13 protein-coding genes are annotated in these 14,413 nt (G+C 69.8%); 8 read left to right on the top strand and 5 right to left on the bottom strand.

The features are described from left to right. Nucleotides 1-33: 33 nt before the first annotated feature. Together ACFQ27_RS08755 and ACFQ27_RS08750 are read right to left on the bottom strand one after the other, a co-directional pair. On the bottom strand, nucleotides 34-315 hold the full coding sequence (locus ACFQ27_RS08755; RefSeq protein ID WP_374342976.1) for a SemiSWEET family sugar transporter: 282 nt from the start codon (nucleotides 313-315) through the stop codon (nucleotides 34-36). Between the two features lie 76 nt (nucleotides 316-391). Continuing rightward, nucleotides 392-1,933 (bottom strand): OprO/OprP family phosphate-selective porin, encoded by a 1,542-nt coding sequence (locus tag ACFQ27_RS08750; protein WP_377353302.1) that lies wholly within the window; start codon nucleotides 1,931-1,933, stop codon nucleotides 392-394. Between the two features lie 212 nt (nucleotides 1,934-2,145). Here ACFQ27_RS08750 and ACFQ27_RS08745 point away from each other — a divergent pair, with 212 nt between their 5' ends. The 8 genes from ACFQ27_RS08745 (at nucleotide 2,146) to ACFQ27_RS08710 (ending at nucleotide 11,142) form a co-directional block, all read left to right on the top strand. Beyond that, nucleotides 2,146-3,516, top strand: a complete 1,371-nt coding sequence (locus tag ACFQ27_RS08745; protein ID WP_377353301.1) for an ATP-binding protein — start codon at nucleotides 2,146-2,148, stop codon at nucleotides 3,514-3,516. 100 nt (nucleotides 3,517-3,616) lie between these two features. Next, on the top strand, nucleotides 3,617-5,059 hold the full coding sequence (gene pstC / locus ACFQ27_RS08740; protein WP_377353299.1) for a phosphate ABC transporter permease subunit PstC: 1,443 nt from the start codon (nucleotides 3,617-3,619) through the stop codon (nucleotides 5,057-5,059). After that, on the top strand, nucleotides 5,052-6,344 hold the full coding sequence (gene pstA, locus ACFQ27_RS08735; protein ID WP_377353298.1) for a phosphate ABC transporter permease PstA: 1,293 nt from the start codon (nucleotides 5,052-5,054) through the stop codon (nucleotides 6,342-6,344). Before pstC ends, pstA begins: the two co-directional genes overlap by 8 nt. A 4-nt stretch (nucleotides 6,345-6,348) precedes the next feature. Beyond that, entirely contained in the window at nucleotides 6,349-7,212 is an 864-nt protein-coding gene (pstB, locus tag ACFQ27_RS08730) for a phosphate ABC transporter ATP-binding protein PstB (protein ID WP_374342965.1), read from the top strand. A gap of 10 nt (nucleotides 7,213-7,222) precedes the next feature. Further along, complete coding sequence (gene phoU, locus ACFQ27_RS08725) at nucleotides 7,223-7,918, top strand: phosphate signaling complex protein PhoU (RefSeq protein ID WP_374342963.1); 696 nt, start codon at nucleotides 7,223-7,225, stop codon at nucleotides 7,916-7,918. Nucleotides 7,919-7,929: 11 nt separating this feature from the next. Next, nucleotides 7,930-8,622: a phosphate regulon transcriptional regulator PhoB gene (gene phoB / locus ACFQ27_RS08720; RefSeq protein WP_374342961.1), complete on the top strand. Its 693-nt coding sequence runs from the start codon at nucleotides 7,930-7,932 to the stop codon at nucleotides 8,620-8,622. Between the two features lie 47 nt (nucleotides 8,623-8,669). Beyond that, entirely contained in the window at nucleotides 8,670-9,956 is a 1,287-nt protein-coding gene (purD, locus tag ACFQ27_RS08715) for a phosphoribosylamine--glycine ligase (RefSeq protein WP_377353297.1), read from the top strand. Nucleotides 9,957-10,074: 118 nt separating this feature from the next. Continuing rightward, entirely contained in the window at nucleotides 10,075-11,142 is a 1,068-nt protein-coding gene (locus ACFQ27_RS08710; protein WP_374342957.1) for a phosphotransferase family protein, read from the top strand. On the opposite strand, the gene lpxK is transcribed toward ACFQ27_RS08710, so the two are convergent. From lpxK to ACFQ27_RS08695, 3 genes are read right to left on the bottom strand one after another with little or no spacing between them, the layout of a single operon-like run. Next, on the bottom strand, nucleotides 11,139-12,149 hold the full coding sequence (lpxK, locus tag ACFQ27_RS08705; protein WP_377353296.1) for a tetraacyldisaccharide 4'-kinase: 1,011 nt from the start codon (nucleotides 12,147-12,149) through the stop codon (nucleotides 11,139-11,141). The genes ACFQ27_RS08710 and lpxK overlap by 4 nt on opposite strands. Then, nucleotides 12,146-13,399: a 3-deoxy-D-manno-octulosonic acid transferase gene (locus tag ACFQ27_RS08700; RefSeq protein ID WP_377353295.1), complete on the bottom strand. Its 1,254-nt coding sequence runs from the start codon at nucleotides 13,397-13,399 to the stop codon at nucleotides 12,146-12,148. The genes lpxK and ACFQ27_RS08700 overlap by 4 nt, the downstream gene beginning before the upstream one ends. Further along, a complete protein-coding gene (locus ACFQ27_RS08695) occupies nucleotides 13,396-14,391 on the bottom strand; it encodes a cation diffusion facilitator family transporter (protein WP_377353294.1) in 996 nt (331 codons plus the stop codon). The genes ACFQ27_RS08700 and ACFQ27_RS08695 overlap by 4 nt, the downstream gene beginning before the upstream one ends. Nucleotides 14,392-14,413: the final 22 nt, after the last annotated feature.

Below are 14,413 nucleotides of genomic sequence, written 5' to 3'. Positions count from 1 at the left end.
TATTGAATTCGCGCCGGGCGGCCAAGCCGCGCCTTAAGCGGTGCGCGGGCCCGATCCAGGCCGGTCGAATTTCAGCTTCAGCACCAGGATCACGGCGGACAGGGCCAGGCACACGGCGTTGGAGGCCGCCACCGGCCAGCTGTCGATGAGCACGCCATAGGCGACCCAGCCGGCGAACCCGGTCACGGTCACGCCATAGGTGCGCAAGGACACGGCGCTGGCGTCCCGCTCAGCCACGATCTTGGCGATCTGTGGCGTGAAGCTGGCCATCGAGCAGAGGGCGGCGAGGCTTCCGACGAGGTCGGCGGGGGACATGCTGGCGCTCCGGTCCGCCCTTGAGCGGGCGAGCCGTGAACGAGCAGGGGCCGGCGCCGGTTGCCTCCGAGCCCCGTCAGAAGGCGAACTGGGACCGTAGATTGAGCGCCTGCACGTCCTGGCCGATCTGCGCGCCGGCGGTGTTCAGCCGGTCCACACTGATCTGATAGTAGTCGAGCATGAAGGCCATGGCCGAGTTGGGGAACCAGTTCACCCCCAAGGCCCAGACATCCTGTTCGCCGCCGCGCACCCGGTCGGCCACGGTGGCGCTGCGTTCGGCGTAGTTCAGGTCCAGGGTCGAGTAGCGCGCGGTCAGCTCCCAGGCGCCCCAGGTTCCCTTCTTCAGGTCGAAGGGCTTGGCGACGGTCGGACCATCGAAGGCTGCGGTCGCGATATTGCGGCGGCGGCGCTCGCCGGTCAGCAGCAAGCCGCCTTCGACGTACCAGCCGCTGAAGCTCGGATCGCTGGCCCCGGCGGCCGGATTGCGCCGTTCCAGATTGATGTCGAAGTACTCGCCCTGCACCAGCAGTGAGCTCTTCTGGACCGCCAGCTCCAGGCCGTAGGCGACAAGGCCCTTGGTGTCGATCGCGCCGGTGTCGATGAGGCGGGTTCCATCCACCCGCAGTTCCGGGCGTTCGCGCAGCTGGACCGCGTAGCGGACGGCCGCCGCAGGACCGAGGTCGGCTGGCTGGGCGATGACCGAGGCGGTGGCGCCCACATGGGTCATCCAGTCCTTGCCCTGGAAGGGCACGGCGGCGACGCGCAGGTCCACGCCCTGCTGCTCATCGAAGGTGGGGGCGTTGAAGGCGGCCGCGCCGGAGTTCAGGCTGGAGACCAGGGCGCCCGTATAGGCGCCGGAGAAGAACCAGCGCTCGCCATTGCCGATGGCGGCGACGCCGATGCGCGTATCGCCGCCCGCCAGGCCGCGGGTCAGGTCGGACACCGCCGGCCGTTCCGCGAACAGGCTGCTGTTGGTCGAGGCGGAGTCTTCCAGTCCGGTGGACGGGGCGAAGGCGCCGATGCGGAAGCGCCAGGGCTTCAGACCGGAGTACTGGATCCACAGGTCCTGGATGCGGCCGGCGTCCTCGGCGCCGCTGCCACCCACGTCCAGCAGGATGTTGTAGTCGAAGACCCCGAAGGCCTTGCCGTCGACGCCCAGGCGGGCGCGGCGGAAATTCGCGCCGCCGTTCAGGTCGCGGACGGTCACCGCGGTCGGCAGATGGTCGTCCTGGAAGTACTTGGCGGTGTCCAGCTGCATGACGCCATGGAAGGCGGCGGTGAAGCGGCCGTCAGTGCTGGCGATCACCGGCTTGGCGTTGGCGATGGTGACGGTCGCGGTGGGCGCGTCGGCCTTCAGGGCGGCGACGCTCTTGTCGGTGGAGACCTTCAGGTCCTGGACCTCGGTGCGCAGGGCGGCGACGTCCTGCTGGGTCGCCACCGGGACCGGCGCCGGCGCGGCCTGCGCGGCCCGCAGGGCTTCCACCGCCGCCTTCAGGTCGGCGACCTGGGCCTCCAGGGCCTTGATCCGGGCCTCGTCGCCCGACTTGGCGAAGGCCGCGCCCGGCGCGGCCAACATCAGGACGGCGGCGCCCGCCAGAAGCTTTGATTTCAACGCCATCACGTCCAACCCCCCAAATCCAGACCCGGCGAATCGCGGCCGGCGACGGCGTTATGAATCCGTCACAATGAATATGAAGTGATTTCCTGAGAGCGGAGCCTGCGACGGGTTGTCCGAGGCGTGTCATTGAAGCGACATAGGTTTTTGTCTTTCTGGGCAATCCAGCAGGAGATTCGCTTTTGCCCCAGCCGCAGCGCGGTTCGTTCAGCCCAATGACCGTCGCGCTCGCGGTGGCCGGGGCCGCCGCCACCGTGATCGTGGCCCTGGGCGCGGGAGGCGAACTCAGCCTGCCGGCCGCGATTGGCGCGGCGATCCTGGTGGTGGGGCTTGGCTGGCTGATCGGGGGCCGGGCCGCCGTGCCCGCCGCCCGGGACGACCAGCCGGCGCTTGAGCCGGGCCGCAGCGAGCCGCCGCCCTACGCCAGCCTGGTGGACGCCCTGCCGGACCCCGTGCTGGTCATCGCCGCCCACGAGCCGGATGACCTGGCCGGCCGGCGCTTCGTGCTGGTCAATGAAGCCGCCCGGGACTTTCTGCGCATCCAGAATTCGACGGGGCTGCTGGTCACGGTGATCCGCGATCCCGAGGTGCTGGAGGCCGTGGATGTCGCCCTGTTCGGCGACCGCTGCGCCGAGGCGATCTACGAGATGGGCGGCGCCCAGGATCGCGTCTGGCGCGCCTCGGCCAAGCCGCTGGAGACGGCGCCCAACGGCGACCGCCGGGCCATGCTGGTGCTGCGCGACGAGACCGACATCCGGCGGGCGGAACGGACTCGCGCCGACTTCCTGGCCAACGCCAGTCACGAACTGCGCACGCCGCTCGCCTCCCTGAGCGGCTTCATCGAGACCCTCCGGGGCCATGCGCGCACCGACGAGAAGGTGCGCGACAGGTTCCTGGGCATCATGCAGGCCCAGGCCGAGCGGATGGCGCGGCTGATCGACGACCTGCTGTCCCTGTCGCGGATCGAACTCAACGAGCACATCGCTCCGCAGGGCGAGGTCGACCTGGCCCTGGCGGCGCGGGACGTGGCCGACGCCCTGGGGCCGCTCGCCGCCGACAAGGGCGTGCGGATCGAAACCGACCTGCCGGAACCCGGCCGGGCGATCGGGGTCGGCGACCGGGACCAGATCGTCCAGGTGATCCAGAACCTGGTCGACAACGCCCTGAAGTATTCCCCGCCGGGCGGCGCCGTCCGTGTGGCCCTGGAAAGCGGTCTGACCGCCGAGGCGGCCCAGGCCCCGCGCGCCGCGGACGCCGCCCGCATGTCGCTGCTGACCCCCGATCATGCGCAGGACCTCTATGGCGTCCTGCGGATCAGCGATTCCGGACCGGGCCTCGCGCGGGAGCACCTGCCGCGGCTCACCGAACGCTTCTACCGTGTCGAGGGCCAGAAGAGCGGCGAGCGGTCGGGCACCGGGCTCGGCCTGGCGATCGTCAAGCACATCATGAACCGGCACCGCGGCGGCTTCGCGGTGGAAAGCGCTCAGGGGGCGGGCGCCACCTTCTCGGTCTATTTCCCCCTCGCCAACGGGGGCGCGGCCGAGGCCAGGCCTCGCGCTCCGGGGGGCGTTACAAAAGTGTCGTAGAACTGTCGTATGGGGACAGCATTGCGCGGGCAGGTTCCGTCCGCGCAGCGATCGGCCAGCCGCCGCCGCTTGATCTCCAACTGCAGGACCGCGAGTTCACATGCTGACCTGGGTCGCCTTACTGGCGCTCGTCCTCTTCTCTGCGGCCACCTATGTCGCCGCGCGGCGCAAGGTGACGACCGCCGCCGCCGGCCAGCCCCGGCGCATGCATTCCCTGCCGGGCTACTATGGCGCCTATGTCGCGCTGTGGGCCGGCGTGCCTGCCGCCCTGCTGATCCTGGCCGCCGCCTTCTTCGGCGGGCGCCTGGAAGCCGGCCTGCTGCGGCTCCAGGTTCCGGCCCCGGTCGCCGCCCTGACCGCCCAGGAGCAGCAGGTGTTCTTCGATGACGCCCGCGCCCTGGCCCATGGCGGCCAAGCCAGCGAGATGACCTATGACGGCGACCTCGGGATCGCCCTCAAGGACAAGACCGCCCAGGCGGCCCAGCTTGAGACCCTTATCACCTACGGCGCCCTGGCGGCCGCCGCCGTGCTCTCCCTGTCGGGCGTCGCCCTGGCGATCCGCCGGATCCGGCCTGACTTCCGGGCCCGCAATCGGGTCGAGGGCTGGGTCGCAGGCCTGTTCATCGTCTGCTCGGTCACCGCCATCCTGACCACGGTCGGCATCGTCGCCTCCCTGGTCTGGGAGAGCCTGCGCTTCTTCCAGTCGGTGCCGGTCCAGGAGTTCCTGTTCGGCCTGGACTGGGACCCGCAGATCGCCATGCGCTCTGACCAGTACGCCTCCAAGGGCGCGTTCGGCGCCGTCCCCCTGTTCGCCGGCACCTTCCTGATCATGGTCATCGCCATGATCGTGGCCGCGCCGATCGGGCTGTTCTCGGCCATCTACCTGTCGGAATACGCCAGCGGCGTGACCCGCTCGGTGGTCAAGCCGCTGCTGGAGATCCTGGCCGGGGTCCCCACCGTGGTCTACGGCTTCTTCGCCGCCCTGACCGTCGGCCCGCTGTTCCGCGCCGGGTTCAACGCCCTGGGGGCCGAGCTTGTGGGCGGCCCCTTCGACACCCTGGGCGTCTATCTCTCCCAGGTGCAGAACCAGATGGCCCTGGTGGCGGGGGCGGTGATGGGCATCATGCTGATCCCCTTCGTCTCGTCCCTGTCCGACGACATCATCAACGCCGTGCCGCAGTCGATGCGCGACGGCAGCCTGGCCATGGGCGCCACCCGCTCCGAGACCGTGAAGAAGGTGGTGCTGCCCGCGGCCCTGCCCGGGATCATGGCCGCCATGCTGCTGGCCGTGTCCCGCGCCGTCGGCGAGACCATGATCGTGACCATGGCCGCCGGCCTGCAGGCCAAGACCACCATCAATCCCCTGGATACGGTGACCACGGTGACGGTCCAGATCGTCACCCTGCTGACCGGCGACCAGGAGTTCGACAGCCCCAAGACCCTGGCCGCCTTCGGCCTGGGCCTGGCCCTATTCGTCGTGACCTTCGCGCTGAACATCATCGCCCTGCGCGTGGTCCAGAAGTATCGGGAACAATATGACTGACGCCGCCCTTCCGACGGCCCAGCCGTCCCTGCGCGCCGCGGTCGAGGCGCGGCTGAAGAAGCGCCACGCCGAGGAGATGCGCTTCCGCCTCTATGGCCGCCTGGCCATCGTGGTGGCGCTGAGCTTCCTCGCGGTCCTGGTCGGCCGCATCGTGGTCCAGGGTTACTCGACCTTCGTCGACTACAAGATGACCGTGCCGGTCTATATCGACCCCGCCCGGGTGGATCGGGCCGACGTGGCCGGCGCCAACTTCGACCTGATGATCGCCGACCAGACCCTCGCCCGCCTGGGCGAGAAGGACGACGAGTACGGCACGACGTCCGGCAAGCTGATGGAGCTGATCTCCAACGATCTCGGCTTCCAGGTGCTGAAGCAGGTCCGCGACAATCCCGACCTGATCGGCAAGACGATCACCGTCTCCGGTCCGGTGAAGGCCGACGGCCAGCTCTATTTCAAGGGCGAGCTGAAGCGCTCGACGCCGCAGGACGAGCGCAAGCTCGACAACCAGCAACTGGCCTGGCTGGACAAGCTGAAGGCCCAGGGCGCGGTGAAGTCGGAATTCAACACCGGCTTCTTCACCCGCTCGGACTCCACCGAGCCGGAACAGGCCGGGGTGCTGGGGGCTGTGGTGGGCTCCGCCATGATGCTGCTGATCACCGCCGCCCTGGCCATCCCGATCGGCGTGCTGGCCGCGACCTATCTCGAGGAATTCGCGCCCAAGGGCCGGTTCAGCGACCTGATCGAGGTCAACATCAACAACCTCGCCGCCGTGCCCTCCATCGTCTACGGCCTGCTCGGCCTGGCGGTGTTCATCAACTGGCTGGGCGTGCCGCGCTCCTCGCCGCTGGTGGGCGGTCTGGTCCTGGCCCTGATGGCCCTGCCCACCGTGATCATCGCCACGCGCTCGGCGCTGAAGGCGGTGCCGCCGTCGATCCGCGAAGCCGCCCTGGGCGTTGGCGCGTCCAAGACCCAGACGGTGTTCCACCACGTCCTGCCGCTCGCCATGCCCGGCGTGATGACCGGCTCCATCCTGTCCCTGGCCCACGCGCTGGGCGAGACCGCGCCCCTCCTGATGATCGGCATGGTCTCCTTCGTGCCCGGCGTGCCGGAAGGCTTCACCGGCGCGGCGACCGTCCTGCCGGTCCAGGTCTTCATCTGGGAAAACGCCTCGGAGCGCGCCTTCCATGAGCGCACCGCCGCGGCGATCCTCGTCCTCCTCACCTTCATGATCATCATGAACCTGGCCGCGATCCTGCTTCGCCGCCGCTTCGAACGCCGGTGGTAATCCGATGAACCTGCGCCACACCCCCCAGCCCGCCCGCGCCCGTGACGACGAGGGCCATGCGCCTGCGCCGCACATCGCCGTCGATCGCGCCCGCAGCACCGGCCCTGACGCCGCGCTGAAGATCCGCGCCCGCGACGTCAACGTCTTCTACGGCGAGAAACAGGCCCTGTTCGACGTCGCCCTGGACGTCCCCGAAAAGGCGGTCACCGCCCTGATCGGTCCCTCCGGCTGCGGCAAGTCGACCTTCCTGCGCTGCATCAACCGCATGAACGACACGATCCCCGGCGCCACGGTGCGCGGCCGGATCGAGATCGACGGCGAGGATGTGAACGACAAGGGCATCGATCCCGTCGTCCTGCGCGCCCGCGTCGGCATGGTGTTCCAGAAGCCCAACCCCTTCCCGAAGACCATCTTCGAGAACGTGGCCTATGGCCCGCGCATCCACGGGATCGCCAGCTCCAAGTCTGAGCTGGAGGGAATCGTTGAAACCTCGCTGAAGCGCGCCGGCCTGTGGAACGAGGTGGCCGACCGTCTGCACCAGCCCGGCACCGGCCTGTCCGGCGGCCAGCAGCAGCGCCTGGTCATCGCCCGGGCCATCGCGGTCAGCCCCGAGGTGATCCTGATGGACGAGCCCTGCTCGGCGCTGGACCCCATCGCCACGGCCAAGATCGAAGAGCTGATGGACGACCTGCGCAGCCAGTACTGCATCGTCATCGTCACCCACTCGATGGCCCAGGCCGCCCGCGTCTCGCAGAAGACCGCCTTCTTCCACCTGGGCAAGCTGGTGGAGGCCGGGCCGACCGGCGACATCTTCACCAACCCGCGGGACAGCCGCACCCAGGACTACATCACCGGCCGCTTCGGCTGAGGACCCCGTCATGAACGAGCACATCGTCAAGTCCTACGAGGACGAACTCAACACCCTGACCGCCGAGACGGCGCGGATGGGCGGCCTGACCGAGGCCGCGGTGGCCGACAGCCTGGATGCGGTGCTGAAACGCGACCGCGCCCTGGCCGAACAGATCATCGGCCGCGATGAACGGCTGGACGTCCTGGAGGCCGATATCGAGCGCAAGTCGATCCGCCTGATCGCCCTGCGCCAGCCCATGGCCAACGACCTGCGCCGGACGGTGGCGGCGATGAAGATCGCCATGAACCTGGAGCGCTGCGGCGACCTGGCCAAGAACATCGCCAAGCGCACCCTGATCCTGGCCGATGTCGAGCCGGTCAGCCCGCTGACCCGCTCCATCGAGCGCATGGGCCGGCTGGTGGCCGGGCGTCTGAAGGACGTGCTGGACGCCTACACCGCTTCCGACGTGGACCGGGCCATCCAGGTCTGGACCCGCGATGACGAGGTCGACGAGCACTACAACAGCCTGTTCCGCGAGCTGCTCACCTACATGATGGGCGATCCGCGCACGATCACCGCCTGCGCCCACCTGCTGTTCGTGGCCAAGAACCTGGAACGCATCGGCGACCACGCGACCAACATCGCCGAGATCGTGCACTACGAAATCACCGGTCAGGAAATGGTCTCGGCCGAGCGGCCCAAGACCGACGACCTGCGGCCCTAGGAGATACCGGCTTGATCCCCTTCATCCTCGTGGTCGAGGACGAGGACGCCCTCTCGACCCTGCTTCAGTACAACCTCGACAAGGAGGGCTATGAGGTCGTCGTAGCCGCCGACGGCGAGGAGGCCCTGACCCTGGCCAGCGAGCGCCTGCCCGACCTCATCGTGCTCGACTGGATGCTGCCCAAGGTGTCCGGCATCGAGGTCTGCCGCAGGCTGCGCCAGCGCACCGAGAGCCGCAACGTCCCGATCATCATGCTCACCGCCCGCGGTGAGGAGAGCGACCGTATTCGCGGCCTGGACACCGGCGCCGACGACTATGTGGTCAAGCCCTTCGCCATGAGCGAGCTGTCGGCCCGCATCCGCGCCGTCCTGCGCCGGATCCGCCCCGGTCTGGCCGAGGACCGCATCGCCATCGGCGACCTGGTCATGGACCGGGTGGCTCACCGGGTAAAGCGCCAGGGCCAGGAGATCCACCTGGGCCCGACGGAGTTCCGGCTGCTGGACTATCTGATGCAGCATCCGGGCCGGGTGTTCTCCCGCGAGCAGCTGCTCGACGCGGTCTGGGGCTCGGACGTCTATGTCGAGGCCCGCACCGTGGACGTCCACATCGGGCGCCTGCGCAAGGCTCTCAACCGGGACGACGCCCTGGAAGACCCGATCCGCACCGTCCGCTCGGCGGGCTATTCCCTGGACATGAACGCCTGACGCGGGCGGCTTGACTTGGGACCTCGCCACAGGCGAAAGCCCCGGTCATGACCCAGCAGGCCCTGAACGTCCTTCTCGTCGGATCTGGCGGGCGCGAGCATGCGCTGGCCTGGAAGATCGCCGCTTCGCCCCTGGTGAAGCGCCTGGTCATGGCCCCGGGCAATCCGGGCATGGCGGCCCTGGGCGACCTGCGGGCGGTGAAGCCGACCGATGTGCCCGCCCTGGTCGCCCTGGCCCAGGAGATCGCCGCCGACCTGGTGGTGATCGGCCCCGAGGTCAGCGTCGAGGCGGGCCTCGCCGACGCCCTGGCACAGGCCAAGATTCCCTGTTTCGGCCCGGTGGCCTTCGCCGGCCAGCTGGAAAGCTCCAAGGCCTTCACCAAGGCCTTCACCGACCGCCACGGCCTGCCCACCAGCGCCTACAGGGTGTTTGACGAGGCCGAGGCCGCCAAGGCTGGGCTCGCCGCCTTTCGACCCCCCTATGTGGTCAAGGCCGACGGTCTGGCGGCCGGCAAGGGCGTGGTGATCGCCCCGACCCTGGCCGAGGCCGAGGCCGCCATCGACGACGCCCTGGGCGGCCGGTTCGGCGCCGCCGGCGCGCGGGTGGTGATCGAGGAGTTCCTCGAAGGCGAGATCGGCTCCTATTTCGCCCTGTGCGACGGAGCGACCGTCATGATGTTCGGCGGCGCCCAGGACCACAAGCGCGCCTATGACGGCGAGCAGGGCCCCAACACCGGCGGCATGGGCACCTATTCGCCGGCCCCGGTCTTCACCCCTGACCTGATCGAGCAGGTTCGCACCCGCCTGGCCGAGCCCGCCTTCGCCGGCATCGCCGCCGAGGGGGCGCCCTACAAGGGGGTGCTGTTCGTCGAGCTGATGGCCACCCGCGACGGCCCCAAGCTGGTGGAGTTCAACGTCCGCTTCGGCGACCCGGAATGCCAGGTGCTGATGCTGCGCCTGAAGAGCGACCTCGTGCCCTATCTGGTCGCCTGCGCCGCGGGGACCCTGGAGCAGCTGCCGCCGCCCGAATTCCACGACGATCCTGCGATCTGCGTGGTGCTGGCGGCCGAGGGCTATCCCGACGCCCCCAAGACCGGCTCCGAGATCAAGGGCGCCGAGCAGGACTTCGGCCCTGACGTGGTGGTCTTCCATGCCGGCACCAGCCGCGACGCCGAGGGGGTCCTGCGCGCCTCTGGCGGCCGGGTGCTCAATGTCTGCGCCCGCGGCGGCGACCTGAAGACCGCCCGCGACCGCGCCTATGCGGCCATCGCCAAGATCGACTGGCCCGGCGGCTTCCATCGCACCGACATCGGCTGGCGTGTGCTCGGCCGGTGACCCGGCGCGGCTGACCGATTTCGAAGAATCGGTCTGTTTCCGCCGCGTGCGCTTGCCGGGGCCGGGGCCGGATCGGTAAGGTGCATTCAAACAAGCGTAAGAGACGACGGGAAACGCCATGGCCGACGCCGCCGAGCAACAGCGGGAACAGCTGAACACCGGGACCAAGGAGGTGGCCGAGAGCCATCGCTTCGACGAGGCCGCCCTGGCCGCCTGGATGCAGGCCAATGTCGAGGGCTTCGAGGGGCCGCTGGAGGTCCGCCAGTTCAAGGGCGGCCAGTCCAACCCGACCTACCAGCTGGTGACCCCGGCCAAGAAGTACGTCATGCGCCGCAAGCCGCCGGGCAAGCTGCTGCCCTCGGCCCACGCTGTGGACCGTGAGTTCAAGGTGATCTCGGCCCTGCACCCGACCGGCTTCCCGGTCGCCAAGCCCTATGGCCTTTGCGTCGACGAAGGCGTCATCGGCACCATGTTCTACGTCATGGACATGGTCGAGGGCCGGATCCTGTGGGACCAGTCCCTGCCGCAGTACGAGCCGGCCGAGCGCCACGCCATCTACATGGCCAAGCTCAAGACCCTGGCCGACCTGCACAACACCGACTACCAGGCCGTCGGCCTGGGCGATTACGGCAAGCCCGGCAACTATATGGGCCGTCAGGTCGACCGGTGGACCAAGCAGTACCGCGCCTCCGAGACCGTGAAGCTCGAGGACATGGAGCGTCTGATCGAGTGGCTGCCCCAGTCGGTCCCGAACCAGGACCGCACCTCGGTGGTGCACGGCGACTATCGCCTGGACAACATGGTCCTGCATCCCACCGAGGCCCGCGTCACCGCCGTGCTCGACTGGGAACTGTCGACCCTGGGCGATCCGCTGGCCGACTTCACCTACCTGCTGATGAACTGGGTCAACGGCTCCATCGCCACGATCCCGGACCTCAAGGCGCACGGCATTCCGACCGCCGAGGAATATGTCGCCGAGTACTGCCGTCTGACCGGCCGTGACGGCCTGCCGGAGGTGAACTGGTTCTTCGCCTATAACAGCTTCCGCCTGGCGGGGATCCTGCAGGGGATCGTCGGTCGGGTCCGCGACGGCACCGCCAACAGCCCGCAGGCCGCGGCCATGGCCGAGCGCGTTCCGGGCCTGGCCAAGGCCGGTTGGGAATTCGCGAAGAAGGCCGGGGCCTAAGCCTTCAGGAGTGGGGCGAGGAGGGCGTCCAGCGCCGCCTCGTCCTCGAAGACGCAGCGCACCGGCCAGGCCGTGACCCGGTCGCGCCAGGCCGGCGGCAGCCGCGCCCAGTCCTTCTCCGTGGTCACCAGGCCCGCATCGTGCGCCTCCGCCTGCGCCGCCAGGATCTTCAGCGTCCGCTCGTCATAGGCCGCGTGGTCGGGGAAGCCCGCGAAGTCCTTGAGATCGCAGCCGGCGGCTTTCAGCGCCCGCTCCACCTTCCACGGCTTGCCGATGCCGGCGAAGCCCATCTGCGGGCCAGACGGCGGGGCCGCCGCCGGCTTCACCCGCGCGACCAGCACCGGCTTGCCCGTGAACACCGCCAGCAGGTCCGGATCGGGCGTCTCCAGGTCGTCAGGCATCATCAGCACCACGGCGTCGGCGCGGGCCAGGCCCACCTTCAGCGGTTCGCGCAGAGGGCCGGCCGGAAACACTGAGCCATCGCCCAGCGGCCATTCGCCATTGCGGGTCTCGCCGTCCACCACCACCAGGGACAGGGCCTTCTTCAGCGACGGGTTCTGGTGGCCGTCGTCCATCACCAGCACCTGGGCGCCGTGTCCCGCCGCGGCCTTGGCGCCGGCGGCGCGGTCGCGGGCGATCCAGATCGGCGCGTCGGCGGCCATCATCAGCGGCTCGTCCCCCACCTCGGCGGCGGAGTAGCTCTCCGGGTGCACCAACAGGGGGCCGGGCAGGGTCCCGCCATAGCCCCGGGACAACCCCTGGGCCTCGATCCCCCAGGCGCGGAGACGACGCAGCAGTTCGCGCACCACCGGCGTCTTGCCGACGCCGCCCGCGGTCAGGTTGCCGACGCAGATCACCGGCACGCCGGGATCGACCGGAACCGCCTTGGCGATGCGTCGGGCCGTGGCCCAGGCCCAGATCCAGGACAGGGGTTTCAGCAGGGCGCGAGTCACCGGCGCGGGGACGTTCTCGCGCACATACCACCAGCGGGGCGTCGGCAGCTTCATGCCGGGACCAGGGGCAGGATGAGGTCGAGCGCCCTGTTGAGGGCCTGGCCCTGGCGGCCGGCATGGGCCAGGGCGGCCTGGCCGATGCGGCGGGCGATATGCGGATAGTCGATCAGGCCGGCGATGTGCCGGGCCAGGGCCGCCTCGTCGACGGCGGGGATCGCAGCCACCTCATCGAACATCGCCTCATAGGTGGCCTGGGCGTTGAACACATGCGGGCCGGTGACGATGGGCACGCCCAGCCGCGCGGGCTCCAACGGATTATGGCCGCCGATCCCCTCGAAGAAGCTGCCGCCCATCACCACGGCGCGGGCCAGCCGGAAGAACAGCCCCATCTCGCCCAGGGTGTCGGCCAGATAGACCCCGTCGCCGGGCGCCTCGCCCAGGCTGCGGCGAGCGACCTTGAAGCCCTCCGCCGTCAGCTCTGCGCAGATCGCCTCGGCCCGGTCGGGATGACGCGGGGCGATCACCAGGCGGGCGTCGCGGCCGGCGGCGCGGAAGGCGCGGGCGATCAGCACCTCTTCGCCCGGATGGGTGCTGGCGGCCAGAATCACAGGGGCCTCGCCGAAGGCCGCCTTAAGCCGGTCGAACTCGGCGGCGTCGCAGGGCAGGGGCTCGCCGATCTGTTTCAGGTTCAGCTCCGGCCCCACCGCAGCGCCCAGGCCCGCCAGCCGGGCGGCGGTCTCCGGCTCCTGGGGCAGGATCAGGCGGAAGGCGCTCAGCAGGCGCTTTGCTGCGCCGCCAGCGCGGGCCCAGCCGTCGGCGCTGGCCTGGGTCATCCGGGCCGAGACCAGTGCCAGGGGCAGGGCGCGCCTATCCGCCGCCAGGATCAGGTTGGGCCACAGCTCGCTCTCGACCAGGACCCCGAGGTCCGGGCGCCAGTGGTCCAGGAAGCGGGTGACGGCGCCCGGGCTATCGACCGGGGCGTACTGGTGGATCGCGCCCGTGGGCAGCCGGCCGGCCAGCAGTTCGGCCGAGGTGCGGGTGCCAGAGGTGATCAGCAGGGTCAGGTCAGGCCGCGCCTCGCCCAAGGCCTTGGCCAGCGGCAAGAGGGACAGGGTCTCGCCGACGCTGACCCCATGCAGCCAGACCAGCCGTCCCGCCGGCCGCGGCGTCGTGGGCCGGCCCAGGCGTTCGCCCAGCCGCGCCGGGTCCTCCTTGCCCGCCCGCGCGCGTCTTTGGAGCAGGACAGGCGCCAATGGCTCCAGGAGGGCCGTGCCGGCCCGATAGAGGAGAAGCGCGCCGCTCACACGGTCTCGGCGGGCGAGAGGCGGCAGTGGGCGGCGTCGCCGACCTCGACCTGCAAGGTGCAGTGGCCGATGTTGAACTTGTGCGCCAGGCCCTCGCAGGTGGCGTGCAGGAAGCCGTCCGGGTCGGCGTTGTCGGGCCGCGTCAGGTGGACGGTCAGGGCCGTCTCGGTGGTGCTCATCGCCCAGATATGCAGGTCGTGGACGTCGGTGACGCCGGGCTGCGAGGCCAGCCAGTTCCGCACCTTGCCGACATCGATCCCCTTGGGCGCGGCGTCGAGGGCCAGGTCCGCCGACTCCCGCAGCAGCGACCAGGTGCCAAGCACGATGACCAGGGCGATGCCGAGGCTGAGCACCGGGTCCAGCCAGGTCAGGCCGCCGGTCAGCATCATGACGCCTGCGCCGATCACGACCGCCAGGGAGACCCCGGCGTCGGCGGCCATGTGCAGGAAGGCGCCGCGCACGTTCATGTCGTCGTGACCGCGCATGAACATCAGGGCGGTGGCCGTATTGATCACCACCCCGATTCCGGCGGTGATCATCACCGGCAGGGTCGCGACGGCCGCAGGCTCCAGCAGGCGGCGCACCGACTCGTTGACGATGACCCCGACGGCCACCAACAGCAGGACGGCGTTGGCCAGGGACGCCAGGATCGTGCCCTTGCGCAGGCCATAGGTCCGCCGGGCGCTGGGCGCACGGCGGGCCAGTACGGTCGCGCCCCAGGCCAGCAGCAGGCTCAGCACGTCCGAGAGATTGTGACCGGCGTCAGCCAGCAGGGCCAGGGAATGGGTCCAGATCCCGGCGCCGGCCTCGACCAGGACGAAGCCGAAGTTCAGGGCGACGCCGACGGCGAAGGCGCGACCGAAGTCCTTGGGCGCATGGGAATGGCCGTGGTGACCATGATGGCCGTGCGCATGGCCATGGTCATGCTCATGATCGTGGTCATGCGCATGGTCGTGGTCGTGATGGTGGTGGCCGGAATGGTCGTGCGCCATGACCCTATCTCTCACCGCACGC

Origin of the sequence: Phenylobacterium conjunctum (assembly GCF_042679085.1) — a bacterium.
Taxonomy (GTDB): Bacteria; Pseudomonadota; Alphaproteobacteria; order Caulobacterales; family Caulobacteraceae; genus Phenylobacterium; species Phenylobacterium conjunctum.
Note: the sequence above shows the minus strand (reverse complement) of the source record. Positions and strands in the feature narration are given on the sequence as shown.

Excerpts from the sequence above, each read along its gene's own strand:
- ACFQ27_RS08750 (WP_377353302.1), bottom strand. The coding sequence starts at position 1,933 with ATGGCGTTGAAATCAAAGCTTCTGGCGGGCGCCGCCGTCCTGATGTTG.
- phoU (WP_374342963.1), top strand. The coding sequence starts at position 7,223 with ATGAACGAGCACATCGTCAAGTCCTACGAGGACGAACTCAACACCCTG.
- pstA (WP_377353298.1), top strand. The coding sequence starts at position 5,052 with ATGACTGACGCCGCCCTTCCGACGGCCCAGCCGTCCCTGCGCGCCGCG.
- ACFQ27_RS08695 (WP_377353294.1), bottom strand. The coding sequence starts at position 14,391 with ATGGCGCACGACCATTCCGGCCACCACCATCACGACCACGACCATGCG.
- pstC (WP_377353299.1), top strand. The coding sequence starts at position 3,617 with ATGCTGACCTGGGTCGCCTTACTGGCGCTCGTCCTCTTCTCTGCGGCC.
- lpxK (WP_377353296.1), bottom strand. The coding sequence starts at position 12,149 with ATGAAGCTGCCGACGCCCCGCTGGTGGTATGTGCGCGAGAACGTCCCC.
- pstB (WP_374342965.1), top strand. The coding sequence starts at position 6,349 with ATGAACCTGCGCCACACCCCCCAGCCCGCCCGCGCCCGTGACGACGAG.
- ACFQ27_RS08755 (WP_374342976.1), bottom strand. The coding sequence starts at position 315 with ATGTCCCCCGCCGACCTCGTCGGAAGCCTCGCCGCCCTCTGCTCGATG.
- ACFQ27_RS08710 (WP_374342957.1), top strand. The coding sequence starts at position 10,075 with ATGGCCGACGCCGCCGAGCAACAGCGGGAACAGCTGAACACCGGGACC.
- purD (WP_377353297.1), top strand. The coding sequence starts at position 8,670 with ATGACCCAGCAGGCCCTGAACGTCCTTCTCGTCGGATCTGGCGGGCGC.
- ACFQ27_RS08745 (WP_377353301.1), top strand. The coding sequence starts at position 2,146 with ATGACCGTCGCGCTCGCGGTGGCCGGGGCCGCCGCCACCGTGATCGTG.